This is a genomic window from Flavivirga sp. 57AJ16 (assembly GCF_028736925.1).
Lineage (GTDB): Bacteria > Bacteroidota > Bacteroidia > Flavobacteriales > Flavobacteriaceae > Flavivirga.
This window is the reverse complement of sequence record NZ_JAQZAT010000006.1, coordinates 206,664-232,696: the sequence shown is the minus strand read 5'-3', so window position 1 is coordinate 232,696 and position 26,033 is coordinate 206,664. Positions and strand designations below refer to the sequence as shown.

Annotated in this window: 23 protein-coding genes; 12 read left to right on the top strand and 11 right to left on the bottom strand. The window is 35.6% G+C overall.

All coding sequences use genetic code 11. From position 1 onward, the window contains the following. Nucleotides 1–63: 63 nt before the first annotated feature. A complete protein-coding gene (locus PQO00_RS08705; RefSeq protein WP_274184454.1) occupies nt 64–804 on the bottom strand; it encodes a hypothetical protein in 741 nt (246 codons plus the stop codon). A gap of 107 nt (nt 805–911) precedes the next feature. Between PQO00_RS08705 and PQO00_RS08700 the strand changes: the two genes are divergently transcribed. The 4 genes from PQO00_RS08700 to PQO00_RS08685 all read left to right on the top strand — a co-directional run bounded on the left by PQO00_RS08700 (nt 912) and on the right by PQO00_RS08685 (nt 4,253). Further along, nucleotides 912–1,553 carry a thymidine kinase gene (locus PQO00_RS08700; RefSeq protein ID WP_274184453.1) on the top strand — a complete coding sequence of 214 codons (642 nt, stop codon included), beginning with the start codon at nt 912–914 and terminating at the stop codon, nt 1,551–1,553. Between the two features lies 1 nt (nt 1,554). Continuing rightward, nucleotides 1,555–2,664: an alanine racemase gene (gene alr / locus PQO00_RS08695; protein WP_274184452.1), complete on the top strand. Its 1,110-nt coding sequence runs from the start codon at nt 1,555–1,557 to the stop codon at nt 2,662–2,664. Nucleotides 2,665–2,723: 59 nt separating this feature from the next. Continuing rightward, nucleotides 2,724–3,125, top strand: a complete 402-nt coding sequence (gene mscL, locus PQO00_RS08690) for a large conductance mechanosensitive channel protein MscL (RefSeq protein WP_274184451.1) — start codon at nt 2,724–2,726, stop codon at nt 3,123–3,125. Nucleotides 3,126–3,263: 138 nt separating this feature from the next. Then, the gene (locus PQO00_RS08685) at nt 3,264–4,253 is read left to right on the top strand and encodes an aspartate-semialdehyde dehydrogenase (RefSeq protein ID WP_274184450.1); all 990 of its coding nucleotides are present in this window, start codon (nt 3,264–3,266) and stop codon (nt 4,251–4,253) included. A 188-nt stretch (nt 4,254–4,441) separates the two neighbouring features. Here the strand turns inward: PQO00_RS08685 and PQO00_RS08680 are convergent, their stop codons facing one another. After that, nucleotides 4,442–5,401, bottom strand: coding sequence for a M20/M25/M40 family metallo-hydrolase (locus PQO00_RS08680; RefSeq protein ID WP_274184449.1), 960 nt, complete (start codon nt 5,399–5,401; stop codon nt 4,442–4,444). A gap of 112 nt (nt 5,402–5,513) precedes the next feature. Between PQO00_RS08680 and PQO00_RS08675 the strand changes: the two genes are divergently transcribed. The 8 genes from PQO00_RS08675 to PQO00_RS08640 all read left to right on the top strand — a co-directional run bounded on the left by PQO00_RS08675 (nt 5,514) and on the right by PQO00_RS08640 (nt 17,526). After that, complete coding sequence (locus PQO00_RS08675; RefSeq protein ID WP_274184448.1) at nt 5,514–7,652, top strand: prolyl oligopeptidase family protein; 2,139 nt, start codon at nt 5,514–5,516, stop codon at nt 7,650–7,652. Between the two features lie 69 nt (nt 7,653–7,721). Beyond that, the gene (locus tag PQO00_RS08670) at nt 7,722–8,114 is read left to right on the top strand and encodes a hypothetical protein (protein WP_274184447.1); all 393 of its coding nucleotides are present in this window, start codon (nt 7,722–7,724) and stop codon (nt 8,112–8,114) included. Nucleotides 8,115–8,244: 130 nt separating this feature from the next. Further along, nucleotides 8,245–9,327 (top strand): efflux RND transporter periplasmic adaptor subunit, encoded by a 1,083-nt coding sequence (locus PQO00_RS08665; RefSeq protein WP_274184446.1) that lies wholly within the window; start codon nt 8,245–8,247, stop codon nt 9,325–9,327. A gap of 22 nt (nt 9,328–9,349) precedes the next feature. Beyond that, nucleotides 9,350–12,598 (top strand): efflux RND transporter permease subunit, encoded by a 3,249-nt coding sequence (locus PQO00_RS08660; protein ID WP_274184445.1) that lies wholly within the window; start codon nt 9,350–9,352, stop codon nt 12,596–12,598. Further along, entirely contained in the window at nt 12,591–14,039 is a 1,449-nt protein-coding gene (locus PQO00_RS08655; protein WP_274184444.1) for a TolC family protein, read from the top strand. Before PQO00_RS08660 ends, PQO00_RS08655 begins: the two co-directional genes overlap by 8 nt. A 381-nt stretch (nt 14,040–14,420) precedes the next feature. Next, nucleotides 14,421–15,332, top strand: a complete 912-nt coding sequence (locus PQO00_RS08650; protein ID WP_274184443.1) for an ABC transporter ATP-binding protein — start codon at nt 14,421–14,423, stop codon at nt 15,330–15,332. A 201-nt stretch (nt 15,333–15,533) separates the two neighbouring features. After that, complete coding sequence (locus tag PQO00_RS08645; RefSeq protein ID WP_274184442.1) at nt 15,534–16,844, top strand: phosphoribosylamine--glycine ligase; 1,311 nt, start codon at nt 15,534–15,536, stop codon at nt 16,842–16,844. A 229-nt stretch (nt 16,845–17,073) separates the two neighbouring features. After that, the gene (locus PQO00_RS08640) at nt 17,074–17,526 is read left to right on the top strand and encodes a GNAT family N-acetyltransferase (RefSeq protein ID WP_274184441.1); all 453 of its coding nucleotides are present in this window, start codon (nt 17,074–17,076) and stop codon (nt 17,524–17,526) included. Between the two features lie 3 nt (nt 17,527–17,529). Here the strand turns inward: PQO00_RS08640 and PQO00_RS08635 are convergent, their stop codons facing one another. The 9 genes from PQO00_RS08635 to pdxA form a co-directional block, all read right to left on the bottom strand. Further along, nucleotides 17,530–17,994: a 3-oxoacyl-ACP synthase gene (locus PQO00_RS08635; protein ID WP_274184440.1), complete on the bottom strand. Its 465-nt coding sequence runs from the start codon at nt 17,992–17,994 to the stop codon at nt 17,530–17,532. Continuing rightward, nucleotides 17,969–18,679 (bottom strand): monofunctional biosynthetic peptidoglycan transglycosylase, encoded by a 711-nt coding sequence (gene mtgA, locus PQO00_RS08630; protein WP_274184439.1) that lies wholly within the window; start codon nt 18,677–18,679, stop codon nt 17,969–17,971. The genes PQO00_RS08635 and mtgA overlap by 26 nt, the downstream gene beginning before the upstream one ends. Nucleotides 18,680–19,046: 367 nt before the next feature. Further along, complete coding sequence (locus tag PQO00_RS08625) at nt 19,047–20,180, bottom strand: FAD-binding oxidoreductase (protein ID WP_274184438.1); 1,134 nt, start codon at nt 20,178–20,180, stop codon at nt 19,047–19,049. 584 nt (nt 20,181–20,764) lie between these two features. Then, entirely contained in the window at nt 20,765–22,120 is a 1,356-nt protein-coding gene (accC, locus tag PQO00_RS08620; protein ID WP_274184437.1) for an acetyl-CoA carboxylase biotin carboxylase subunit, read from the bottom strand. Nucleotides 22,121–22,206: 86 nt separating this feature from the next. After that, nucleotides 22,207–22,689, bottom strand: coding sequence for an acetyl-CoA carboxylase biotin carboxyl carrier protein (accB, locus tag PQO00_RS08615; RefSeq protein ID WP_274184436.1), 483 nt, complete (start codon nt 22,687–22,689; stop codon nt 22,207–22,209). Between the two features lie 21 nt (nt 22,690–22,710). Then, entirely contained in the window at nt 22,711–23,712 is a 1,002-nt protein-coding gene (locus PQO00_RS08610; protein WP_274184435.1) for a beta-ketoacyl-ACP synthase III, read from the bottom strand. 179 nt (nt 23,713–23,891) lie between these two features. Beyond that, nucleotides 23,892–24,092: a 50S ribosomal protein L32 gene (gene rpmF / locus PQO00_RS08605; protein ID WP_072400476.1), complete on the bottom strand. Its 201-nt coding sequence runs from the start codon at nt 24,090–24,092 to the stop codon at nt 23,892–23,894. A gap of 9 nt (nt 24,093–24,101) precedes the next feature. Then, complete coding sequence (locus PQO00_RS08600) at nt 24,102–24,638, bottom strand: DUF177 domain-containing protein (RefSeq protein ID WP_274184434.1); 537 nt, start codon at nt 24,636–24,638, stop codon at nt 24,102–24,104. Nucleotides 24,639–24,712: 74 nt separating this feature from the next. After that, a complete protein-coding gene (pdxA, locus tag PQO00_RS08595; RefSeq protein WP_274184433.1) occupies nt 24,713–25,759 on the bottom strand; it encodes a 4-hydroxythreonine-4-phosphate dehydrogenase PdxA in 1,047 nt (348 codons plus the stop codon). Nucleotides 25,760–26,033: the final 274 nt, after the last annotated feature.

Genomic DNA, 26,033 nt, shown 5'->3' with positions numbered 1-26,033 from the left:
CAAGCACAGTGCTTGCCCAGTATAAGATTTTGTTTATTTTCATCAGGTTATGGTCGGTACGTTTTACTCAAACTTACTTTCTATAATTTGCATAAACCGTGTCTCAAACTCTTCTTTATTAACCCAATTATTATAATCTGGCTTTATAATGTCTTCAATTAAACGTTTTGCTTCACCAAAAGTAACCGATGTGTTTAGCTGGGAAACGACACGATCATAATCTTCATTTTTACCATCGAATAAATGTTTTATAAAAGCAATTTTATCATTAAGCCCAATGTTAAACCCGCCTGTTTTTAATTTGTCGTTCAATGATTTTTTTTCATCTACTTTTTTATTCTGTACTTTAGAAACAGGTTCAAAAATCGGGGTGTCCTTAAACCCCTCTGTAATTTCTTCCAAATCTGTTTTATGGTATTGCTTAGGAAGGGCTTCTTCAAAAATAGCATCAACTTCCTGCGTTTCATGAGGCATTTGTGCTACCATGTCTTTAATCTTTTCTATAACAGGTTCCATAATATCGTCCTCTTCGACCTCATCAAGATTAATATAAATTTTATCTTCAATTTCGATATTATCACTAACCTTGTTATTAAATGCTTTATCTAGCATACCAAAAAAGGACGAGTCACTTCCAATTGTGGGCAAACCATCTTCAAAATTCTCGTGAGCAAACTTTAATACCGACAATTTTTCATAAAGGGATGCTACTTCTGTATGCATCTTAATAATATCTTCTTTCCCTTTTAGTTTGAGAATTCTATGCGCTATACTAATGAGCTCCGACTCTAACTTCTTCTTCATTGTTTATAATTTTTAAATTATTGCTGTTTTGGCTTTTGATTTTTAATAAATTTACGCCACCTTTATACAAACCAATAATTGCTTTGTTTTAGTGCTAAAATTACGAAATGTTTCTCGAAAATACAGTAAATCATAAAGAACAATTTGGATGGATTGAAGTTATCTGTGGTTCCATGTTTTCTGGGAAAACAGAAGAATTAATCCGTAGGCTTAAACGTGCCCAATTTGCAAGACAAAAAGTAGAAATTTTTAAACCTGTTGTTGACGTACGTTACAACGAAGAAATGGTTGTCTCCCACGATGCCAATGAAATTCGTTCGACACCTGTCCCTGCTGCCGCTAATATTCCTATTTTGGCCGATGGTTGTGATGTTATAGGTATCGATGAGGCTCAGTTTTTTGATGATGAAATTGTACGGGTCTGTAACGATTTGGCAAATAAAGGTGTTCGGGTTATTGTTGCCGGACTTGATATGGATTTTAAAGGAAACCCTTTCGGGCCTATGCCTTTTTTAATGGCAACTGCAGATTATGTTACAAAAGTACATGCCGTTTGCACTCGAACCGGTAATTTAGCTCAATACAGCTATCGCAAAGCCAAAAGCGATAATTTAGTGCTTCTTGGTGAAGTCGATGAATATGAACCCTTAAGTAGGGCCGCTTATTACAAGGCCATGATGCGCGATAAAGTTAGAAATATGAAAGTAAACGATGCCGAAGAAGTGCCCCCTAAACCCAACAATACCTAAGATGCCCAAAGCGCAAGAAACGGTACTTGAAATTGATTTAAAAGCGCTTAAACATAATTTTGAGTATCTAAAATCAAAACTCCGGAAAAACACCAAGTTTTTAGCTGTAGTCAAGGCTTTCGGCTATGGCAGTGATGCCTGCGAAATAGCAAGTTACTTGCAAACATTAGGCGCCGACTATTTTGCCGTAGCCTATGTAAATGAAGGTGTAGCGTTACGTAAAGCTGGAATCACAAAACCTATTTTGGTTTTACATCCGCAGGCCGTAAACTTAAAAACATTAATAGCATATTCCTTAGAACCAAGTTTATACAGCATAAAGATCTTAAAGGAATTTATCAACATAGCTACATTAAAAAAACAATGTGATTATCCTGTTCATATAAAATTCAATACAGGTTTAAACCGACTTGGTTTTTGGGAAAATGATGTTGATGATATCGTTTCGGAAATAAACAAAACAGACACCGTAAGAGTCACATCTATTTTTTCCCATTTAGCTGCAAGTGAAGATTTAAATGAAAAAGAATTCACTCTAAATCAAATAACAAGCTTTCGTTCTATTTCTAAAAACCTCATGGACAAACTAGCTTACAAACCTATGCTCCACATGTGCAATACTTCGGGGATATTAAATTATCCTGAGGCACATTTTGATATGGTAAGAGGTGGTATTGGCCTTTACGGGTTTGGAAATTCTGACAAAGAAAATAAAAACTTAATACCTATAGCTACTTTAAAAACCATTATTTCCCAAATTCATAAGATTGAAAAAGGGGAATCTGTAGGATATAACAGAGCTTTTAAATCTAATTCATTTTTAAAAACAGCGACACTTCCCATTGGCCATGCCGATGGCATTGGTAGACAATATGGTCATGGAAAAGGCTTTGTGACCATAAAAGGACAAAGAGCCCCTATTGTTGGTAATGTTTGTATGGATATGATCATGGTCGACATTACCAACATAGATTGCAAAGAAGGGGATGAGGTTGTTATTTTTGGACAAGACACGACCGCAGAACAATGGGCAAAAACGACAAACACTATTTCCTACGAACTTATAACCTCTGTTTCACAAAGGGTTAAACGCATTTTTTCTAATAAATAGCTTAACAAATATAAACTTTTAACTATTTTAGTATTCGCTAACTAAAAATTTTAAAGATTATGCTTAAAGAATTCAAAGAGTTTGCAATGAAAGGCAATTTGGTAGATATTGCCGTTGGTTTTGTAATGGGTGCTGCCTTTAAACAGGTCGTAACCTCTTTTACCGGAGGTATTGTTTCTCCTTTAATTGGATTGATTTTTAAATCGGACTTCAAAGATGTAAAATGGATCATTAAAGAAGGGGTTGCCAATGCCGAAGGTACAGTTGAAGGAGAAGTTGCGGTATTAATAGGGGAATTTGCTACTAATGTCATAGACTTTATCATCGTTGCATTTGTGATGTTCATGGTTGTTAAGGGCATCAACAAAATGAAGAAAAAAGAAGAAGCAGCTCCTGAGGAACCTAAAGGGCCTTCACAAGAAGATTTGCTTACAGAAATACGAGATTTGCTTAAAAAATAACTATTTGTTAAATAAATAACAACGTGTTATTTGTTGTTAAAAAGACCTCATTTAAAGAAAATGAGGTCTTTTTTTAGATTCTAAAATAGAATTAATACTTAATTTTGTTCGAAAGAAATTTATTAAATATTATACAAAATGAAAGTAGCAGTTGTTGGAGCCACTGGCATGGTTGGCGAAGTGATGCTTAAGGTATTAGAGGAACGTAATTTTCCCGTAACGGAATTATTGCTTGTAGCATCAGAACGTTCGGTTGGGAAAAAAATAACTTTTAAAAATAAAGAATATACCGTTATTGGTTTAGCAGATGCCGTAGCCGCAAAACCTCAGATTGCTATTTTTTCTGCAGGAGGAGATACTTCTTTGGAATGGGCCCCTAAATTTGCAGAAGCTGGTACTACGGTGGTTGATAATTCTTCGGCCTGGAGAATGGATCCTACTAAAAAACTGGTGGTTCCTGAAATAAATGCTGGTGAGCTAACTAAAGAGGATAAAATTATTGCTAACCCCAATTGCTCAACCATACAAATGGTTATGGCATTAGCACCTCTTCATAAAAAGTATAAAATGAAACGCGTTATCGTTTCTACCTACCAATCGGTTTCCGGTACGGGTGTAAAAGCTGTAAAACAATTAGAAAATGAAATTGCGGGGATTGATGGCGAAATGGCCTACCCTTATCCTATTGGTAGAAATGCGCTACCACATTGTGACGTTTTTTTAGAAAATGGTTATACTAAAGAAGAAATGAAATTGGCTCGCGAGCCTCAAAAAATATTTAATGACAAGACTTTTTCTGTTACGGCAACAGCGGTTAGGATTCCAACTGCTGGAGGGCATTCGGAATCTGTAAATGTAGAGTTTGAAAATGATTTTGACTTATCCGATGTTCGTAAAATGCTTCACGAAACACCTGGAGTCGTGGTACAGGACAACACAGATACCAACACATATCCAATGCCAATTTATGCACACGATAAAGATGAGGTTTTTGTAGGTAGACTTCGAAGAGACGAAACACAACCAAATACGCTTAACATGTGGATTGTTGCCGATAATTTACGTAAAGGCGCAGCAACAAATACCATTCAAATAGCAGAATATCTGGTTGAAAAGGGTTTGGTGTAAGTTCTTTTAGCCTGAAAAAATTAGAAGACCTGACAGGTTTTTAAAACCTGTCAGGTCTAATAGGGTTACAAAATACGTTACTTTTTAAACACAAGCTCTGCAAAGTCGCAGACTTCGCAGGAATATATTATACTAAAAAGCATACTAAGTTACAAACTTAACACAGTCATTATCTTTAATTAAGTTGCTTAATCCTGCTTAATAAATGTCATCTCATAAGTCGTGGTAGCAAGTTTCATGATAGTTTTATAAATGTATTCACAAACCTGTTTTTCTCCTTTAATATTTATTAAATCAATAGTATCTTCTGGAGTATGATACTGCGGATGTGCCCCAGTGTGCATCCCTAAAACAGAGCGGTTTTTTTTATAGAAAGACACATGATCGGACCCCCCAACAGAACCAGCATGCACAACGGGGTTTAAACCTAAGGACTTTCCTAATTCTGACATAAAATTTACGCCGTCCGGAAATGTACCTGCACCTCCCATATAAACCTGTTTTTGGTCATTTAATCTTCCAACCATATCCATGTTGATCATTAATTTAATTTGGGATATGGGCACTAATGGATTTTCCACAAAATACTTACTTCCTAATAAGCCCTGTTCTTCGGCTCCAAAAGCAATAAACAAAATACTTCGTTTTAATTGTTGTTGTTGAGAGACTATTTTTTCGGCAATTTCCAATAATGCAGCAGTACCACTGGCATTATCGTCTGCACCATAATGTATGGCATTTTTTTTATCCGATTTAGACGAAGGCCCTCCTAGCCCCAAATGGTCGTAATGCGCTCCTAAGACAATATATTCGCTTTTCAAAATAGGATCGTTCCCTTCAACGAAACCAATCACATTACATGTTTTCACAACGGGTTTCTTTTCAATGCCTTTTTCTACACGCAATGCCGCTTTAAAGGTTTGCTTATATTTCTTTTTAATGGGATGGACCCCCATTTTTTTAAATTCGCTTTCTATGTATTTTACAACAAGCTTGTTCCCCTTTCCTCCGGGGTACCTCCCACCATTTACTTCAGAGGTTAAAAATAACAGATGGTCCTTTAGCTCATCTTCTGTTATTTCTGCCTGGGAAAATACACTAGCACAAAAAATAGTTAACAATAGAAATAAAGTCTCCTTTTTCATCATTTCTTTATAAATTTATCCAAAAGTGTGATAAAGGTATAATAAGCATCCTTAATATTCAGCAAATACATAAACGATTTTGTTTATTTTTGGAACATGTAAAAACACATCTGTCATGAAAAAAATAATTATAACCCTATTAACCCTATTAATTTTAGTGGCTTGCAAAAAAAATAACGAAGAAAAAAAAGCTGTAGTTGTGAATTATCCTGAAACAAAAACCGTAGACACTATAGACACTTATTTTAATGTAGAAGTAAAAGATCCATATCGTTGGCTAGAAGACGACAGAAGCCCAGAAACTGAAGCTTGGGTTAAATCACAAAACGAAACAACATATGGCTATTTAGACCATATTCCGTTTAGAAGCGAGCTAAAGGAACGTCTTTCAAGTTTATGGAATTATGAAAAAATTAGCGCTCCTTTTATTGAGGGCGATTATACTTACTTTTCTAAAAACGATGGTTTACAAAACCAAAATGTGATCTATAGAAAACAGAATCATGGCACCTCTGAAATCTTTTTAGATCCCAATACTTTTTCTAAAGATGGCACGGTATCTTTAGGAGACGCCAGTTTTTCAAAAGACGGCAGCATTTTAGCATATTCCATTTCTGAGGGCGGTAGTGATTGGAGAAAAATTCTTGTCATGGATACCGAAACTAAAGAAATTATAGAAGACACCCTTATAGATGTGAAATTCACCCAAATATCCTGGTATAAAAACGAAGGGTTTTACTATTCCAGCTATGATAAACCAAAAGGCAGTGAGCTTTCTGCAAAAACAGATCAACATAAAGTATACTATCATAAATTAGGCACGCCCCAAAAAGAAGATATCTTAATTTTTGGAGGTACTAAAGAAGAAAAACATCGCTATATATATGCTCATGTTACCGAAGACAATAAATATTTAGTTATTACACCTCGCGTCTCGACCTCTGGAAATAAGCTGTATATAAAAGACCTTTCTGTTCCTAACGGTAAATTGACTACGGTCTTGGATCATACAGACAGTGACACTAATATCATTGAGAACGAAGGCAGCAAATTGTTCTTGGTCACCAATCTTAACGCTCCAAACAAAAAAATAGTTACGGTCGATGCTTCCAACCCAACGCCGGAAAATTGGGTAGATCTCATTCCAGAAACCAAGCATGTCCTAAATCCGTCAACAAGTGGAGGCTACTTTTTTACGGAATATATGGTCGATGCCATTTCTAAAGTGATGCAATATGACTATAACGGTAAATTGATTAGGGATATTAACTTGCCCGGTGTTGGAAAAGTGAATGGTTTTGGTAGTAAAAAAGAAGAAAAAACAGATTATTACTCTTTTACAAACTACAACACGCCTACTAGTATTTATAAATTGAATATTGAAACGGGGGCATCTGAGCTGTATTGGAAGCCTTCCATAGAATTCAATAGTGACGATTATGAAAGTAATCAAGTGTTTTATACCTCAAAAGATGGTACTAAGGTACCCATGATAATCACTCATAAAAAAGGGCTTGAGCTTAATGGTAAAAACCCGACTATATTGTATGGTTATGGCGGATTCAACATTAGCCTAAACCCCTCATTTAGTATTACAAATGCCGTTTGGATGGAGCAAGGTGGTATTTTAGCCGTTCCGAACCTTCGTGGCGGCGGCGAATATGGTAAGGCCTGGCACGATGCGGGCACCAAAATGCAAAAACAAAATGTATTCGACGACTTTATCGCAGCAGGCGAATACCTCATCGAAAACAAGTATACAACTTCTGATTATTTGGCTGTAAGAGGTGGTTCTAATGGCGGTTTATTAGTCGGAGCCACGATGACCCAACGTCCAGATTTAGCAAAAGTCGCTTTACCAGCGGTTGGCGTGCTGGATATGTTACGATACCACACCTTTACCGCTGGCGCTGGTTGGGCTTATGATTTTGGAACTGCAGAACAAAACAAAGACATGTTCGAATACTTAAAAGGATACTCCCCCGTACACAATGTAAAAGCAGGCGTGCAATACCCTGCCACGTTAATAACGACAGGAGACCATGATGATCGTGTGGTCCCTGCGCATAGTTTTAAATTTGCTGCCGAATTACAAAGCAAACAAACAGGTAGCAACCCGACCTTAATACGCATTGAAACCGATGCTGGCCATGGCGCCGGAACACCTGTTAGCAAAATCATTGAGCAATATGCCGATATATTCAGTTTTACACTTTACAATATGGGGTTTGAGATGTTGCCTAAAAGCATTTAGCCACAAAAATTAAAGACTCCATTCTAAAAATTTGGTAATAAATAAATATTAAAATAATTTTGCGCCTTGATGAGCAAAAACATATTTAAATATTTATTTATTATCAACATTGTTATCCTTTCTGGGATTTCAGGTTTATATGCTAATTCTTTAGCGAATAATAGTGATATATGCTCAGTTCATCAAACTGAAATTAATAACAACGTTACTTTCAGACCGCTTCAGCAAAACAATGATAAAAATTTAATTTTTGAAATTGCTGAAACCCAAGAAATAGAAAATGAGGAACCTGTTTCTAAGAGCCATCATGATTCTTTTCAAAGCTTTTTAGCTGAACGCTATTATATTTCAGCTTTAAATGATTTATTGCTTCAAAATCATAAATACTTATACCCTTATAAAAACTATCACGATAAGTCTTCAACAAAACTACATGTAAGACTTCAGGTATTTATTATTTGATAATACTTTTTTAGTGCCAACCAACATTCTGGTTTATACACATTTTCAACATTACATTATTTAGCTAGTAAATCCACCGTATTTACTAAGCTATCATTCATTTTATCTTCAAATTATTTTCAAAAAAATTATGAAAAAATCATTCGTTTTCATGAGCTTATTAGTGCTCACAATATTAACAAGCTGTGATGCCAAAAAAAAAGAAAAGAAAGAACACACAGCCTTTTTAGTAACCAATCCAATAAAAAAAGACACTTCATTAACTAAAGATTATGTGAGTCAAATCCACGCTTACAGGCACATCGAGATAAGGGCTTTAGAAAAAGGATATCTTCAAAAAATATCTGTAGACGAAGGGCAACATGTTAAAAAGGGACAAGCTATGTTCCAAATTATGCCAAATATTTATCAAGCAGAATTAGAAAAAGCGAAAGCAGAATCGAAAGCTGCCGAAATAGAATTACAAAACACAAAATTATTAGCAGACGGTAATGTAGTTTCTCAAAACGAATTGGCCTTAGCTAATGCCAATTATCAAAAAGCAAATGCCGAAGTTGTTTTAGCGCAAACCCATTTAGGTTTCACAAAAATCAAGGCGCCTTTTAATGGTATTATGGACCACCTTGAAGCAAGAGAAGGGAGTTTATTGGACGAAGGCGAATTGCTCACTACACTTTCAGACAATAGTAAAATGTGGGTCTATTTTAATGTACCCGAAGCCGAATATTTAGATTACATAACTGGCCCGGACAAAAACTCTAAAAAAGAAGTCGAGCTATTAATGGCCAATAACAAACGTTTTAACCAAAAAGGTATTGTTGAAACTATTGAAGGAGAGTTTAACAACGAAACCGGTAACATTGCATTTAGAGCTACTTTCCCTAATCCTGATGGAATTTTAAGACATGGCGAGACCGGCAGTGTTTTAATGTCCGTTCCTTTTAAAGGCGTTATCATTATACCTCAAAAAGCAACCTTCGAAATTTTAGACAAAACCTATGTTTTTACAGTAGATAAAAATAACACAGTAAAACAAAAAGAAATTACTATTGGTGCCGAATTGCCTCATTTGTTTGTTGTTAATAAAGGCTTATCGGAAAACGATACCATCTTGTTGGAAGGTATTAGAATGGTAAAAAACAACGAAAAAATCCACACCAAATTCCTAGAGCCAAACAAAGTGTTGGCCGCGTTAGATTTATATGCCGAATAATTAGAATTTAATCTACAAAAACATGTTTAAAAAATTTATAAAAAGACCCGTTTTGGCCATTGTCATTTCGGTCATTATAGTATTTGTTGGTGGACTTGCCATAAAGCAATTGCCCATCTCACAATTCCCGCAAATTGCACCAACAACGGTAAATATTTTTATTGCCTATCCCGGTTCAAGTTCGGAGGTATTGGTAAATTCCACGCTAATTCCTTTAGAGACTGCCATTAATGGTGTACAAGGTATGCGCTATATTTCTTCTGATGCTACAAGTGCAGGAGAAGCAACCGTTAGGGTTATTTTTGAACCTGGCACGGACCCAAACCAAGCAGTCGTTAGGGTTAAAACGCGCGTAGACCAAGTGATGCCCTTATTACCAGAATTAGTACAACGTGAAGGTGTTATTATTACGCCTATTCAGCCTAGTATGTTAATGTACGTTAACCTGTCCAGTACCGATAAGAATAATGACGAAAAGTTTCTTTACAATTACGCTTATACTAAGATTATCCCAGAAATCCAGCGTATAAATGGTATAGCCAGTGCCAAAATTTTAGGAAGTAGAAAATATGCCATGAGAGTTTGGTTAAAACCAGACCGCATGCGTGCTTATAATATTTCTGCTGAAGAAATTTTGGAAGCCATGGAAGAGCAAAGTATACTAGCAAGACCCGGTAGATTGGGTCGAAGCTCTGGTATATCTTCTCAAGCTTTGGAATATGTATTGACCTATCAAAACCGATATAATGAGCCCGAACAATATAAAGACATCATTATTCGCGCTAACAAAGAAGGCGAAATTATAAAACTTGCAGATGTTGCCGACGTTAAGTTAGGTAGTGAGTTTTTTGATATTTATTCCAATTTAGACGGAAAACCTTCGGCTTCCATCGTATTAAAACAAACCTTTGGCAGTAATGGTAGCGATGTCATCGAAGCCGTAAAAGAAAAACTTGCCGAACTTGAGCAAGAACTACCGCCAGATGTTGATTTTCTAATTAGTTATGACGTATCCAATTTCTTAAATGCATCAATAGACCAAGTATTACATACCTTACGTGATGCCTTTATACTTGTTGCTATCGTTGTGTTTTTATTTTTGGGCGATTGGCGTTCAACCTTAATTCCAATTATTGCTGTTCCAGTCTCTTTAATTGGTGCCTTTTTTATTATGCAATTATTTGGGTTATCCATAAACCTAATCACATTGTTTGCATTGGTATTGGCCATTGGTATTGTGGTAGATAACGCCATTGTTGTTGTAGAAGCGGTGCATGTAAAAATGGAAGAAGAACATCTTACCCCTTACAAAGCGTCGTCTGAAGTTTTGGGTGAAATTGGTGGTGCCATCATCGCAATAACCTTGGTAATGGTTTCGGTATTTATCCCCATTTCGTTTATGACGGGGCCTGTTGGTGTATTTTACCGCCAATTCTCAATTACCATGGCCGGTGCCATTGTTATTTCTGCAATCGTAGCATTAACGCTAACACCTGTTTTATGTGCCATGCTACTGAAAAACAACCATGGTAAAATCAAAAAATCGCCAATAGACCGATTTATCAACTGGTTTAATAAAGGCTTCGAAAAAATCACAGGAAAATATGTTCAGATATTAAACAAAATTGTTGCCAGACGTATTGTAACCTTCGGGATTTTAATCGCTTTCTGTGCCGGAATATATTTTACAAACAAAGTCTTACCAGCAGGTTTTATCCCAAATGAAGACCAAGGGATGATTTACGCCATTATTCAAACGCCTCCAGGAGCAACCTTAGAGCGTACTAACGATGTAGCTAGAAAACTTCAAAAAATTTGCGAAGAAACCGAAGGTGTAGAATCGGTATCCTCTTTAGCAGGATATGAGATTATGACCGAAGGCCGTGGTTCTAACGCGGGAACCTGTTTAATTAACCTAAAACCTTGGTCTGAACGCCATCATTCCGTTCATGAAATTATGGAAGAACTGGAAGAAGAAACCAAAGATTTAGGTGCGGTAATAGAATATTTTGAGCCACCAGCAGTACCGGGATTTGGTTCATCGGGCGGATTCGCCATGCGTTTATTGGATAAAACCAACTCAACCGATTATCATGAATTTGAAAACATCAATAATAATTTCATGGAAGCTTTATCTAAACGAAAAGAGTTAACGGGATTATTTACCTTCTTCTCTGCCAATTATCCGCAGTACGAGTTAAAAATAAACAACAAAATTGCCATGCAAAAAGGCATAACCATTGGAAAAGCCATGGAAAACCTTAATATTTTAATTGGTAGTACTTACGAGCAAGGGTTTATTCGTTTTGGACGCTTTTTTAAAGTGTACACGCAAGCTGGTCCGGAATACCGAAGATTACCATCAGATTTAGAAAAGCTGTTTGTAAAAAATGAAGAAGGCGAAATGGTGCCCTATTCGGCATTCATGACTATTGAAAAGAAATTGGGGCCAAACGAAATTACCCGATACAATCTATACAATTCTGCATCCATTAGAGGTTTGCCTGCTAAAGGTTTTACCAGTGGCGATGCTATTAATGCTATAAAAGAAGTAGCTGCAAAAGAATTACCAAGAGGTTACGATATTGCATGGGAAGGCTTATCTTTTGACGAGGCCAATAGAGGTAACGAATCCATCTACATTTTTATTATTGTATTGATATTTGTATACTTTGTATTAGCCGCACAATATGAGAGTTTCTTGTTGCCATTGGCAGTCATTTTATCGTTGCCCGTTGGTGTTTTTGGTTCATTTATTTTACTAAAAGCTATGGGATTGGCCAACGATGTTTATGCACAAATTGGTGTCATTATGCTGGTTGGCCTTCTTGGTAAAAATGCCGTATTAATTGTGGAATATGCGGTACAAAAACACAGACAGGGCGCCACGGTTTTAGAAGCTGCCATTGAAGGCTCTAAAGCACGTTTTAGACCCATTTTAATGACCTCTTTGGCATTTATTGCTGGTTTAATTCCTTTGGTTGTGGCAACAGGTGCAGGCGCCATAGGCAATAGGACCATTGGAGGCTCCTCTTTGGGCGGTATGCTAATAGGAACCTTTTTTGGTGTACTTGTTATTCCTGGCCTGTACTACGTTTTTGCAAAAATGTCTGACGGTAAAAGCCTGATTAAAGATGAGGTTTTCGAGCCCCTTTCTGAAGAATTCATTAGAAATAGTGAAGCAGAAAATCAAGCAAGAGCCAATACACTTCGCATTACCAAGTTGAAGAAGCTCATTAAAAATTTAAGAAAAAACAACAAAAATGAATAACTTAAGATCATATATAAAAATTAGCAAACTATTTTGGGTTGGTTTCCTAATGGCCATGACATTGTTTTCATGTGTACCTACCAAGAACATTAGAGAAGCAAACATAAACGTGCCTGAGCGGTATAAAAACTTAACTAACGATACACTAAATACGGCAACGGTTAAATGGAAAGACTTCTTTTCAGATTCATATTTAATCGCTTTAATTGATACTGCCCTAACCCATAATCAAGAGCTAAATATTATGCTTCAAAAAATTGGTATGGCACAAAACAACATCAAAGCCAAAAAAGGAGAATACTTGCCTTTTGTAGGTATTTATGCAGGTGCAGATGTTGATAAAGTGGGCGAATTTACGCGAAATGGTGCCGTTGAAAAGAATTTGAATATTGTTGAGGAAGAAGCATTTCCAGAACCCTTAACCCATTTTTCAGTTGGCCTTTCCGCTTCTTGGGAACTTGATGTTTGGAAAAAACTTCGCAACGAGAAAAAAGCAGCAGTTCTGGAATATTTAGCATCTGTTGAAGGTAAAAACTTTATGGTTACACAGTTGGTTTCAGAAATTGCAGGTGCTTATTATGAGCTTTTGGCATTGGATAACCAATTAACCATTATCCAACAGAATTTAGACATTCAACAAGATGCACTTAAAATGGTTAAACTTCAAAAAGAAGCTGCCCGTACAACGCAACTTGCCGTAAGGCGTTTTGAAGCCGATGTCTATAAAAACCGAAGCAATAAGTACCAAATTCGGCAACAAATAATAGAGACCGAGAATTTGATTAATTTTTTGGTCGGACGCTACCCACAACCTGTAAAACGAAATTCCGAAACATTTTTAAACAGAAAAATCGACACCATGTATTCTGGAATTCCTTCACAGTTGTTAACCAACCGTCCAGATATCAAACAGGCAGAGCTTGAACTTTTGGCTTCAAAATTAAATGTAAAAGTTGCCAGAGCTCATTTTTATCCTTCGTTTGGCATTAAAGCTGGTATTGGCCTAGGGGCCTTTAAAACTAAGTTTTTAACAAGTACGCCAGAATCTTTGGCGTATCATTTAGTCGGGGATATGGTGTCGCCTTTAATAAACCGAAATGCCATTAAAGCGACGTATAACAGTGCTAATAATAAGCAACTGCAAGCGGTTTTCGACTATGAAAAAGTTATTTTAAATGCATATATGGAGGTTTCAAACCGTTTATCCAAGGCTGAAAACTTAAAAGAAAGCTACTTTTTAAAGGGAAAACAAGTAGAAGGTTTAACCCAATCTATAGACCTTTCCATCCAGTTGTTTAAATCTGCAAGGGCAGAATATACCGAGGTTTTACAGACACAGCGTGAAGCTTTGGATTCTAAAATTGAACTTATAGAAACCAAGAGGAACCAATTGCTGGCCCATGTAAAACTATATCAAGCTTTAGGAGGTGGTTGGAATTAGTTTTTATTTAACGTGAGTTCGATGTAAGCGTAATATTATTGAACAGACTATCAATAATTTAATTCTGGTTGTCAGGTTGAGTACTTCGGTAAACTCAGCACAGGCTCTGTCGAAACCCATTTAAATAGCAGGTTTTAAAAACCTTTCGGCTTTAGTTTATCATGAGTACTTCGACTACGCTCAGTATAAACTAAAAGACGAAAGGCTCAAGGCGACAAATCGCATTATTAGTAAATTTATTGTTAAAAACTCCCTTGCCTGCCTGTCGGCAGACAGGTTTTAAATCGAACTCTCGTTATTTATTTTTAAAATCCTATCAAATTAAACCCGCTCAATAATCAAGAGCGGGTTATTTGTTTTATTTTTGTGTGCAAAATAGCAATGCTGTACGTTAAAAACATATCATTTTCATATAAAAAAACACCTGTTTTAAAGGCCATTTCTTTTAAAGCAAATCAAGGTGAACATGTCTCTATTATTGGCGAAAGCGGCTCTGGTAAAAGCACGCTTTTAAAGCTACTTTATGGTACTTACGATTTAGAGGAAGGGCAGATTTTTTGGAAAGGCGAAGAAATTTTGGGACCTAAACACAACCTTATCATTGGACCGGAATTTATGAAGTATGTCGCCCAGGAATTCGATCTCATGCCGTTTATTACTGTTTCCGAAAATATTGGTGCTTTCCTTTCCAATTTCTATCCCGAAGAAAAACAAGCGCGCATCAACGAGTTATTGGATGTTGTTGAACTAAAACCTTTTGCGAAAACGAAAGTTAAAGAATTAAGTGGCGGACAAAAACAACGTGTTGCCCTGGCAAGGGCCATTGCCAAACAACCTGAAGTCATTTTATTGGACGAACCTTTTAGCCATATCGATAATTTTAAAAAACAATCTTTACGCAGAAGTCTATTCAAATACTTAAAGGAAAAGAACATCACCTGTATCGTTGCAACGCATGATAAAGATGATGTATTATCTTTTTCTGATTATATGATTGTTTTGCACAACACTAAAATGATAGCTAACAACACCCCTAAAGACTTATATAATAATCCAGAAAACAAGTTGATCGCTTCTTTCTTTGATGAATTTAACGAGATAGATGGTAAAATTGTTTATGCCAATCGGTTAAAAGTGGTTGCTACATCCAATTTAAAAGCTATAGCAAAACAATCTTACTATAAAGGATATTATTATTTAATTGAAGCTTATTTGAATGGTGAAACCATATTTTTTGAGCATAAAAAAATGATTGAAAAAAACACAGAAATTTATTTATTAATTGAAAAATAGTATATTTTTGATTATGAAGTAGTTTAAACTTTTTCTTATGGCTGCAAATTTATCTTGTTTCACCCTGATTTTGACTTTTCTTCGCAACGTAGCGAAGGCTATGTCGCTCGAAAAAGCCTTCATCAGGGCAAAAAATCTTTAATTTTCGCTTCAAAACAAAAAGTTTAAACTACTTCTATAAAAACTCTGTTTCTATAACGGTTGAAAACACTACATAACGTTAAAAATCCCCAACCAAAAAGATCGTTTCTTTTTGTGTCAAAATGGGGTGAAATACTTGATATTGCTTATGCAATACAAGAAGAAGGACACTCGGTAAAATTTTTTATCGAAGATAAATTATCAAGAGAAATAGGTTTTGGCTTTGTAAAAAAAGTCAACGATTGGCAAAAACATATCGATTGGGCAGATATTATTGTATTCGATTATACAGGATATGGCAAGATCTGCGACGATTTAAGAGCTTCAGGCAAATTAGTTATTGGTGGCTCCCAATACACCGACCTGTTAGAACTCGATAGAAATTTTGGGCAAGAACAGCTTAAAAAACATAAAATAAAAACACTTCCTTTTAAAGAGTTTACAAACTTTCAAGACGCCATAAAATATGTAGAACAAAAGCCAGATACCTATGTCATTAAACCTTGTGGGGAAATACAGGACTTAAAGCAATTATTATTTGTGGGGAATGACGATGAAGGTATAGATGTTATTAGGGTTCTTAAAGCCTACGAGAAATCATGGGGCAATAAATTCGGGAATTTTCAATTACAAAGAAAAGTTCGAGGTGTCGAGATATCTGTAGCAGCTTTTTTTAACGGGAAACAATTTTTAAAACCTGTTAACATAACTTTTGAGCATAAAAAACTATTTCCCAATGAACTTGGCGTTTCAACGGGCGAAATGGGCACAAGCATGTTTTGGGTAAAAGAGTCTCCAATTTTCAATGCTACACTAAAAAAGTTCGAAACCTCATTAGCAAACAACAACTTTGTAGGGCATATAGATATTAACTGCATTGTAAATGGCAACGGAATTTATCCATTAGAATTTACATCCCGATTCGGCTACCCTCAAATTTACATCCAACGCGACGGTTTAAATGAACCCATTGGAAACCTATTATACAAAATTGCCAATGGAGAAAACTTCATTATAAACACAAAAAAAGGGTTTCAAATCGGAGCGTATATTGTCGTTCCGCCTTTTCCCTTTACAGATAAAAAAAGTTTTGATTTATTTTCAAAAGACTCTGTTATAATATTTAAAAAGGAATCAAAAGAAGGCATACATCCCATACATATAAAACGTATAAACAACGAATGGCTAATAACGGGTGCCTCGGGTATAGCCCTCTTAATAACAGGAACAGGTATTACCATGAAAGATGCACAACGTATGATGCAAAATCGCATAAGCAATGTTATTGTAAATAACAGTTACTACAGAATAGACATTGGAAATCGTTGGATGGAAGATTCGGATAAACTTTGGGCTTGGGGACTCATGTAAAAGGAAATGAATAAAACAAGGATCAACTATAGTCAAACCAAGATAAAATGTCATTCCAAAGATATTTTTTTAGACCTGAAACAATAGGGTCTTATCAGTTGTTTTTCTGCTTTAGACCTGTCAGATTTTAAAACCTAACAGGTCTGGGCTGTAATTTTTATAATGATTTAGCTATAGTATTTTTGATTTTTATCAAACCTATATAACATATTTTATCTAACTTCATTTTATGTGTGTAGAAACGACCTTTAAAAAGTGTAAAAAAAGCGCCTTATTTTTTAGCATCCTACCTTTAGAGTGGCAAGATATTATTATACCCCAATGGGAGCACTATAAAGACGCTTCTATTATTTACGTATTAAAAGAGAACAAAAAAGTTATAGCTGGAGGTATTGTGTTTTCAAAAACACCCCCAAATGCAACACTTCTAGAACTTGAATACGATTATTTGTTCGAATATGGTTATCGCTACTTGGGTTTTATTTTTGTACTGCCAGAATATCGCAATAAAAAACTAGCAAGTAAATGGTTAGAGGCGTTAAAAAGCTTAGACAAAACCCAGAAATTCTGGTTGACTATTGAAGAATATGCATTAAAATCGTTTTACGAAAAAAATGAATTTAAGATTATTGACGAAAGCACCTCTTCTAAGTATAAAGAATGGGTTTTAGTCTTAACATAGTTTTTATATTATTTCTTGAACGATAAATTTCCGCTCTCTAAAAATCACCTCATCACCAAACTGTTTTCCCATCAATAACCGTCCTATAGGCGTACTGGGAGAAATAGCATAAAACCGAACCCCATCAACAGTTAGTTCGCCAACACTAATTGCTATAAAATAATTCGCTTTAGAAGTATAAACAATACTCCCTAAACCTACTACTTTTAACGTTTTGGAAATATCTATTTTAGATAGAATTTCCTTAACTTTTTGAATTTCGGCCAATTGATTCCCTGCTTTTTCACGTTCTAACTGTAGCATAGCACGCCCCGTTTCATGTTTATCTCCCGCACTGCTTTTAGTTTCTGAGGTTAATGAAACTTGTATTTCGCTTATCGTATTCTGTATGGTCTGAAACCTATCATTTACAACGTTTATACATTGTAAATAAAGGGCTTCTTTAATTTTTAAGGGATTTTTTTTCATGCTTAGTATAATCTAGTTGTCCAAAATAGTTCATTTGTTTTACGATCCAAGTCTTTCTGGCCTGAATATAGTTTGATGCCGGATTTGCTTTATAAACTCTCGGGTTTGGCAAAATAGCGGCCATGGCAGCGGCTTCTAACTGCGACAATTTACTTGCTGGTTTTTTAAACCAATACTGCGATGCTGCTTCAGCTCCATAAATTCCATGCCCCATTTCTATACTATTTAAATAGACTTCGATGATACGCTCTTTGGTCCATATCCATTCAATTAAAAAGGCAAAATAGGCTTCTAACCCTTTGCGAAACCAGCTACGCTGGGGCCATAAAAAAACATTTTTTGCCGTTTGTTGGGTTATCGTACTGGCACCTTTTAATCTTTTACCTTTTTTATTATCCCTATAAGCTTTTTCAATCGCTTTTATATCGAATCCGTTATGGGTTAAAAAGTTTTGATCTTCGCTACAAATGACTGCTAACTGTAAGTTTTTGGAAATAGCATCGATCGACACCCAATCGTGTTTCCAAAAGGTCTTTTTTATGGCATCTGAATTTTCAAAATGCCTTATTACCATAAGGGGCGTCACAGGAACAGGTACCCATTTATATAGAAAAACAAGCCCTATAGATGCTATAATGAACCATAATATGGTTTTAAATATAAATTTAAAAAAACGCTTTATCACTTGAACATTTTAATTTTTAAGATTCCTTATTTCTTAGGTTCCTGCTTTAACGGGAATGACCATCCTGCCTGGCTGGTAGCTACGGTGTACCCACATCTTTTTTTAATATAATGAACAAAAGCTTATTTCCCTTTTTACTTACTTTTAGCTCACAGATCTAATTTGATAAATCGGAGTTCGTGAATCTTCGATTTTGCTCACTCATCTTATTTGATAAGTCGGAGTTCGTGAATCTTCGTTTTCTTTGCTCGTCCAAAGAAAAGTAACAAACCTGCCTGCCGGCAGCTACGGCAAACCTATACAGAAAGCACAGAAGATCATGATGTGGGTACACCGTAGCTGCCGCAGGCAGGTTAAACGGAAACTCCTAGCCTAACCTAAGAGGGTTTTCTTCGATTAAATCTGCTAATTCCTTTCCAACCAAACTCCCTATGGCAACACCCATACCCCCTAAACGAACTCCGCAAAACACATGATTTGATACTTGTTTTACAAGCGTTTTTTTCTGATTCCCTAATCCCATAATGCCACTCCATCTATGATCGATTTCGAAATTGGTTTCTGGTAAAACAATTGTTTTTAAAAGTGTTTCCAATTTATTTTGGATTAAATCTGTTTGGTTAAACGCTACGGTTTCTTCTCCTTCAAAATCAAGATGTCGACCTCCGCCCAGTAATATTCTATCGTCAATATTTCTAAAATAATAATAGCCTTTATCTAAATGAAATGTCCCTTTTATATGAAGGTTTTTAACAGGCTTCGTAATGAGCACTTGAGCACGGGCAGGTTTTACGTTTTCATCTAATAATTGCGATGCAAAACCATTCGTGGCTATTAATAGTTTAGACGTTGAAAGCTCAAATTGATCCGTTTCTATTTTTACCTTATCGATGGTTTCTGAAAAACTTTTAACAGTAACATTGTTAAGAATTTTTATTCCTTTTTTAAATGTCAACTGTGTTAATGACGCCATCATTTTTCCCGTATCAATTTGTCCTTCAAATGGGTTGAAAATATATTGGTTCTCTATGTTCTGAAATTTAAAACTATTGGGTTTTATGCTAAATACATCTTCTTTGAATATAGGCTGAAGCAGTTTGTTTATATATGCCCTTTTTGAAAGACATGCCTCTAATAACCCATCTTCTTTTGTGAATAGCTCATAACCTCCAAGTTCTTGATAGTTAATGGTGTTATCCCCTAAGGTTTTACGTAATAATCGCAAGCCATCCATCCGCTTTTTTACGAGTTCTAAAACTTCAGATTCGGTATGTGTCTTTAAATCTTCAAGGATTTCGCTTAGACTGCCAAAGCAGGCAAACCCAGCATTTTTAGTACTCGCTCCTTGGGGCAAGATCCCTTTTTCGAGTACCAAAATATGGGCTCTAGGAAAGCGTTTCTTTAAATTTAAAGCACAATTTAGGCCAACAATACCGCTACCAACAATAGTAAAATCTATATTAGTTAGCCAGCTTTTTATTTCCCAATATGACAGGTTCAAGGTGTTCGTTGTTCGTTGTTCGTTGTTCGTTGTTCGTTGTTCGTTGTTCGTTGTTCGTTGTTCGTAAAAATAGCGATTTATGATACCAATTATTGTTTGAATTTAATGTAAAATGACCATTTTTCCTTTCTGTGATATAGAAATATAAAGAGGAAAAGAATAATTTATTGTGGTAAACATGGCACGTTCTATATATACAGCTAAATCAGAATGATGTGTCATAAAATATTCTTTCTTATGCTAGGGATGAGATCAATTAAGCAGAGGTATAAAAAAGTATTATATTTTCATTCAGAGTACTTCGACTACGCTCAGTACAGGCTATAGCGAAGAATCTTATATCAATAAAGATTAGCACATTATATTTTCAAGAGATTCTTCATTGCATTCAGAATGACACTTTTTAGACCTCTAAAATTTATGACATTTTATCTTGATTCAACTATAGCTTTGTTAAGAGTTAAGAATAGAAGAGCATCCTTTTTCGTATCTCAAAAAGCTATAATAGAATCGCCTTACTTTTGTCTTTTTTAGCAAAAGTAACACCATAAAAAACTCCGAAAGTAATTTCGGAGTTTAATGGCTTATTCTTCTATTTCTTCTTTTTCTATGACAAAGTCTTCCATAAACTTAGTAGTGTAATTTCCTGCTAAGTAATCTGGATGCTCCATAAGCTGTCTGTGGAATGGAATGGTCGTTTTAATACCTTCTATTACAAACTCATCTAGGGCCCGCTTCATTTTATTAATGGCCTCTTCTCTGGTTTGTGCCGTTGTAATTAACTTAGCAATCATAGAATCGTAATTTGGCGGGATCGCATAACCGGCATAAACATGTGTGTCTAAACGCACACCATGTCCTCCTGGAGCATGTAACGTCGATATAACACCTGGTGATGGACGAAATCCATTAAATGGATCTTCTGCATTTATACGACATTCAATAGAATGCAATTTAGGCGTATAATTTTTTCCGGAAATAGGTACGCCTGCCGCTACCAAAATTTGCTCACGAATTAAGTCGAAATCTATGACTTGTTCAGTTATAGGATGTTCTACCTGAATACGTGTATTCATTTCCATAAAATAGAAATTACGATGCTTGTCTACCAAAAACTCTATAGTCCCCGCACCTTCGTATTTAATATATTCTGCTGCTCTAACAGCCGCCGCTCCCATATCATCACGAAGCTTTTTTGTCATGAAAGGAGATGGCGTTTCTTCAGTTAATTTTTGATGACGGCGTTGGATTGAACAGTCTCTTTCTGATAAGTGACAAGCTTTACCTCGAGAATCTCCTACAACTTGAATTTCAATATGCCTTGGCTCTTCAATAAGCTTTTCCATATACATATCGTCGTTACCAAATGCAGCCTTACTTTCTTGTCTTGCCGAGTCCCACGCATCTTTTAATGCCTCTGGTTTCCAAACGGCACGCATACCTTTACCACCGCCTCCGGCTGATGCTTTTAACATAACAGGATAACCTGTCTCTTTTGCTATTTTTTCACAGTCTTCAAAGGTTTCTATAATACCATCACTTCCTGGAACACATGGCACGCCTGCAGCTTTCATAGTCGCTTTAGCATTTGCCTTATCTCCCATTCTATCGATCATCTCTGGTGAGGCTCCAATAAATTTTATACCGTGTTCATCACAGATTTTCGAAAATTTAGCATTTTCGGATAAAAATCCATATCCCGGGTGAATCGCATCTGCATTGGTGATCTCTGCTGCTGCAATGATGTTAGACATTTTCAAATAGGACTCACTACTTGATGCTGGTCCTATACAAACAGCTTCATCTGCAAATTTAACATGCAAACTTTCTTGGTCTACAGTCGAGTAAACAGCTACTGTTTTAATACCCATCTCTTTACAGGTTCTAATAACACGTAATGCTATTTCACCTCTATTGGCTATTAATATTTTTTTGAACATAACTTGTTGAATTAAAAATTACAAATTCCAATCACCAAATTCCAAACATTGGATTTCGAGATTTGTGGGTTGGAATTTTTAATAGGTTATGACGGGTCTACTAAAAATAGTGGTTGATCAAATTCTACAGGTGAAGAATCGTCAACTAATATTTTAACTATTTTTCCTGAAACTTCAGATTCAATTTCATTGAAAAGTTTCATGGCTTCAATAATACAAAGTACATCTCCTTCTGCAATGGTTTGCCCTACCTCTACGAATAAAGGTTTGTCCGGTGATGGTTTTCTATAAAAAGTCCCAATGATTGGAGACTTGATCGTAATGTATTTTGAGTCGGCTTCTGCTGTAGGTTCGGTTTTTTGAGCCGTAGCTTCAACTGTAGCTGGCTGCTGTACAGGAACTGAAGCAGCCTGAGGTATATGAGCGGCAGGAACCTGATGCACGATAGTTGTGTCTGATTCTGATCCTGTTCTAATAGTAATTTTAATATCGTCCATCTCTAATTTAACCTCACTTGCACCAGATTTGGCAACAAACTTGATTAAGTTTTGAATCTCTTTTATATCCATAATTTTGCAATTAGTTAATGGTTAGTTTATTGTATTATATGCCCATTTTAAATAAATGGCTCCCCAATTAAATCCGCCTCCAAAAGCGGCAAATATTATATTATCTCCTTTTTTAAGTTTCGATTCGTAGTCGTTTAAAAGCAATGGTAATGTTGCAGATGTCGTATTGCCGTATTTTTCAATATTCATCATGACCTTTTCTTCTTCTAAATTCATACGTTGTGCTGTGGCATCAATAATGCGCTTATTTGCTTGATGCGCTGCCAACCAAGAAACATCATCTTTAGTCAAGTTGTTTCGTTCTAGCACTTTAAGCGTTGCATCTGCCATATTGAACACGGCATTTTTAAACACCGTTCTTCCTTCTTGAAAGACATATTGTCCCCCTTGATCCAAAGTTTCTGGTGTTAGCGGAAAAGAAGACCCTCCATAGGTAGCTCGTAAAAACTCCCTACCAGAACCATCACTTCTTAAATATTCATCTTGAAGTCCTAAATTCTCTTCATTTGGTTCAAATAAAACAGCGCCTGCTCCATCACCAAAAATGATACAAGTAGCTCTATCTTTATAATTAATAATGGAGGACATTTTATCTGCCCCAATTAATAATACATTTTTATACTTACCTGATTGGATATAACCCGCTGCTACAGACATCCCAAACAAAAAACTAGAGCACGCCGCATCCATATCGAACGAAAAGGCATTCACGGCTCCAATATTATATGCTGTATAAGCTGCAGTTGAAGCGGCTTTCACATCTGGAGTTGCTGTCGCGACAATAACAAGTTCTATATCTTTGGGATCAATACCTCTTTTATTAATAAGGTCTTGGGCAGCTTTAATGGCTAAGTAAGAAGTTCCTTTTCCCTCGTCTTTAAGAATCCTACGTTCTTTAATTCCCGTACGAGAGGTAATCCATTCATCATTTGTATCGACCATAGTTTCAAGAATTTGGTTGGTCAATACATATTCTGGCACATATGCGCCTACAGCCGTAATTGCTGCTGAGAGTTTACTCATAATTTTATAGTTAATTCGGCCAAAAAATCATTAGAATTGGACAAAAAAGTTCAAATTTTGGTGAAAACTACTAAATTTTAGTTTAATAACACACAAATAAATTGTTTTTGTCTTAGAAAAAACACTTCATAAAAAAAAACGCCCACATGTGAGCGTTTTATTATATGCGTGCATACTATTTATGCTACGTTTTCTACCTCAGAGTTGTCAATTAAAACCTGACCTCTGTAATATAATTTCCCTTCATGCCAATGAGCTCTGTGATATAAATGAGCTTCTCCAGTGGTTGGACATGTAGCAATCTGTGGCGCAGTTGCCTTATAATGAGTTCTTCTCTTATCTCTTCTTGTTTTTGAGATTTTTCTTTTAGGATGTGCCATTTTTATATTTTATTTATCCGTTAATAGTTTCTTTAATGTATTCCAACGAGGATCTATATCCTCTTTTTCTTTATCTTCTTTAAGCTTTGGGCTCAATTCTTCTAGCTTTTTAAGTATGTCCGAATTTAAAGTGCCATCTTCAACGCCTGGATGTACTCTTTTAGTTGGTACGGCCAGCACAATCAATTCGTAAATATACTGTTGTATATTAATCTCATAAGTTCCGTGAGGAATTATAAGAATATCAATATGTTCATCGTTATACACATCTCCAAATTTCACCACTAAATCAAACTCATTTTCTATGGTTTGATTATATGGTTCGTTTGTTAGATCGCAATTAAGATTAACCCATCCCGAAACTTTAAAATGCAGTTCAAGTAATGTTGTTTTCTTTTCAAGCTCAACATTTACATCGATGTTTACATCATTAAATTCTTCATACTCAAAATATTCAAAGAACGCTTGTTCAATCTTGTACTCAAAAAGATGTTTCGCTATTTTTAACCCTACAAATGGAATTGTAAACTCTTTCAATGGCTTCATTTTCTCATCTATTTTGAGCCTGCAAATATATGAATTTTTATGTTATGCAACATTACTTATAAACATTTTTTTGTTTATACCTTTTTGTTTGCTTTTTTTAACGGATTTATGGTAAGTTCTTCATAATCAAATCTATTCTTATAGATCTGTATGGCTGTAAAAACAGCTTCCTTGAATGAACTTGAATCCGCCTTTCCTTCTCCTGCTATTTCGTAAGCGGTACCATGATCTGGCGAGGTTCTTACCTTATTTAGACCTGCCGTATAATTAACCCCTTGACCAAAAGATAATGTTTTAAAAGGAATTAAGCCCTGATCGTGATATGTGGCAATGATAGCATCGAAATTTTTATAATTATTAGACCCAAAAAAGCTGTCTGCAGCATAAGGGCCATACACTAATTTTCCTTCCTCTTTGATTTTTTTAAGGGTAGGCCTTAAAATAGCATCATCTTCATGACCAATAACGCCATTATCACCTGTATGTGGATTAATCCCTAAAACAGCAATTTTGGGCTTGCCAATTTTAAAATCCCGTTTCAGGGAATCGTAAACCATATTTATTTTTCTTACGATTAAATCTTCTGAAATATGCCCAACAATATCTTTTACGGGCACATGATCTGTTAATAATCCAACTCTTAATGAATCGGTTACCATAAACATTAAGCTTTCTCCTTCTAGCTGTTTTGCTAAATAATCGGTATGGCCAGGGAATTTGAAATTTTCCGATTGAATATTATGCTTATTTATTGGTGCTGTGACCAAAACATGGACGTCATTGTTCTTTAATGCTTTTGTTGCTGCTTCTAAAGACTTTATAGCATACTCACCTATTTTGACATCGGCTTTTCCAAATTCAATTTTAACAGGAGCGTTCCAGCAATTAAACACATTAACTTTTCCAATTGCCAATTGATCTATGTTATTAATGTTATGAAAATTAATACCAGATTTAAAATGGGTCTTAAAAAAAGTCATGGTTTTTGCGGAAGCAAAAATGACTGGTGTACAAAAATCCAGGATTCTTGCGTCTTCAAATGTTTTCAAAATTATTTCACTACCAATACCGTTTAAATCCCCTATCGATATCCCTACTATTATATTTTCTGTTTGTACCATTAAAATAACAACTTTTGTTCGTAATTTTGATGCTATACCAAATTAGCATATCAATAACCTATTGTATTTGTTTCTTTTTGTTCGTATAAAATATAATCGTAACTAATCCCAGTGTCCCAAAATTAAGGGAACAATATGGTTCAGGTACATTGAGCGCAGTCGGAATGCAGCTAAAACAAGGTTTTTACAATGTCTTCGACTGCGCTCAGACTGACAATTCATCCTTAACTTAAGGATATTGAACTTAGGCCATGCTAGATTTTATATGAACAAA

Excerpts from the sequence above, each read along its gene's own strand:
- PQO00_RS08675 (WP_274184448.1), top strand. The coding sequence starts at position 5,514 with ATGAAAAAAATAATTATAACCCTATTAACCCTATTAATTTTAGTGGCT.
- PQO00_RS08635 (WP_274184440.1), bottom strand. The coding sequence starts at position 17,994 with ATGAAAAAAAATCCCTTAAAAATTAAAGAAGCCCTTTATTTACAATGT.
- PQO00_RS08705 (WP_274184454.1), bottom strand. The coding sequence starts at position 804 with ATGAAGAAGAAGTTAGAGTCGGAGCTCATTAGTATAGCGCATAGAATT.
- PQO00_RS08680 (WP_274184449.1), bottom strand. The coding sequence starts at position 5,401 with ATGATGAAAAAGGAGACTTTATTTCTATTGTTAACTATTTTTTGTGCT.
- PQO00_RS08650 (WP_274184443.1), top strand. The coding sequence starts at position 14,421 with ATGCTGTACGTTAAAAACATATCATTTTCATATAAAAAAACACCTGTT.
- PQO00_RS08640 (WP_274184441.1), top strand. The coding sequence starts at position 17,074 with ATGTGTGTAGAAACGACCTTTAAAAAGTGTAAAAAAAGCGCCTTATTT.
- PQO00_RS08700 (WP_274184453.1), top strand. The coding sequence starts at position 912 with ATGTTTCTCGAAAATACAGTAAATCATAAAGAACAATTTGGATGGATT.
- rpmF (WP_072400476.1), bottom strand. The coding sequence starts at position 24,092 with ATGGCACATCCTAAAAGAAAAATCTCAAAAACAAGAAGAGATAAGAGA.
- PQO00_RS08685 (WP_274184450.1), top strand. The coding sequence starts at position 3,264 with ATGAAAGTAGCAGTTGTTGGAGCCACTGGCATGGTTGGCGAAGTGATG.
- PQO00_RS08655 (WP_274184444.1), top strand. The coding sequence starts at position 12,591 with ATGAATAACTTAAGATCATATATAAAAATTAGCAAACTATTTTGGGTT.
- PQO00_RS08660 (WP_274184445.1), top strand. The coding sequence starts at position 9,350 with ATGTTTAAAAAATTTATAAAAAGACCCGTTTTGGCCATTGTCATTTCG.
- accC (WP_274184437.1), bottom strand. The coding sequence starts at position 22,120 with ATGTTCAAAAAAATATTAATAGCCAATAGAGGTGAAATAGCATTACGT.
- PQO00_RS08600 (WP_274184434.1), bottom strand. The coding sequence starts at position 24,638 with ATGAAGCCATTGAAAGAGTTTACAATTCCATTTGTAGGGTTAAAAATA.
- alr (WP_274184452.1), top strand. The coding sequence starts at position 1,555 with ATGCCCAAAGCGCAAGAAACGGTACTTGAAATTGATTTAAAAGCGCTT.
- accB (WP_274184436.1), bottom strand. The coding sequence starts at position 22,689 with ATGGATATAAAAGAGATTCAAAACTTAATCAAGTTTGTTGCCAAATCT.
- mscL (WP_274184451.1), top strand. The coding sequence starts at position 2,724 with ATGCTTAAAGAATTCAAAGAGTTTGCAATGAAAGGCAATTTGGTAGAT.
- PQO00_RS08665 (WP_274184446.1), top strand. The coding sequence starts at position 8,245 with ATGAAAAAATCATTCGTTTTCATGAGCTTATTAGTGCTCACAATATTA.
- PQO00_RS08610 (WP_274184435.1), bottom strand. The coding sequence starts at position 23,712 with ATGAGTAAACTCTCAGCAGCAATTACGGCTGTAGGCGCATATGTGCCA.
- PQO00_RS08670 (WP_274184447.1), top strand. The coding sequence starts at position 7,722 with ATGAGCAAAAACATATTTAAATATTTATTTATTATCAACATTGTTATC.
- pdxA (WP_274184433.1), bottom strand. The coding sequence starts at position 25,759 with ATGGTACAAACAGAAAATATAATAGTAGGGATATCGATAGGGGATTTA.